At 65.4% G+C, this 848-nt stretch carries 1 protein-coding gene; it reads right to left on the bottom strand.

All coding sequences use genetic code 11. The features are described 5' to 3' along the window. The coding region (locus D0T21_RS31485) for a methyl-accepting chemotaxis protein (RefSeq protein WP_147328228.1) at positions 1 to 848 on the bottom strand (848 nt) is incomplete at both ends.

Here is an 848-nt window from a genome sequence, read left to right as displayed (position 1 = left end):
ACGCTGCGGCGGATCTCTTCGGAGAATTTGTCCATGCCCATCACGCTGGCCGACACCGCCGACTGCATCTCCTTGAGCATCTGCTCGATGTCCCAGGTGGAGACCGAGGTCTGGTCGGCCAGGCGGCGGATTTCGGTGGCCACCACCGAGAAGCCGCGTCCCGCCTCGCCGGCCTTCTCGGCTTCGATGGCGGCGTTGAGCGAGAGGATGTTGGTCTGGTCGGCCACCTTGGTGATGGTGATCAAAACGCTGTTGATGTTGGAGGCCTTTTCCGACAGGGCGGCCAGCTTGGCGTTGATCGAATCGGTGGCCGAGACCATGTGCTGCATGGTGCTGTCCATGCGGCGCAGGTTGGTCTGGGCGTCGGCGGTGGCGCTGGTGGTGTAGTCGGCCACCGCGGTGGCGTCTTCCATGGTTTTCAGCAGCTGCGAGGTGTTGGCGGAGATTTCCTTGGTGGTGCTGAGGATCTCGACGCTGGTCTGGGCCTGCTCGATGCCGGTGGCTTCCTGCTGGCGGGCGGAGGCGGCGATCTCGGTGGCCGAGGTGGTGACCTGGATGCCAGCCTTCTGCACGTTGTTGAGCAGCGCGCGCAGGTTCTCGAACATGCGGTCCAGGCCATGCGCCAGTTGGCCGATGGCGTCGCTGCCGGCCACTTCGATCTTGCCGGTCAAATCGCCGGCGGCGGCCCTGGAGACCACGCCGAGCAGCGAGTCGACCTTGGCCTTGAGCAGGTTGGTGGCGGCCAGTTCGTTGGCCTGGCTGTCCTGGATCGATTGCGCCATGCGGTTGAACTCCGTCGTCACCCGGCCCAGTTCATCGGCCGACAGTACCGCCGCCCGCGCCGACTG

The organism is Duganella sp. BJB476, assembly GCF_003416895.1.
Lineage (GTDB): Bacteria > Pseudomonadota > Gammaproteobacteria > Burkholderiales > Burkholderiaceae_D > Rugamonas.
The sequence above is the reverse complement of the archived record's forward strand: the minus strand, read 5'-3'. Positions and strand labels throughout refer to the sequence as shown.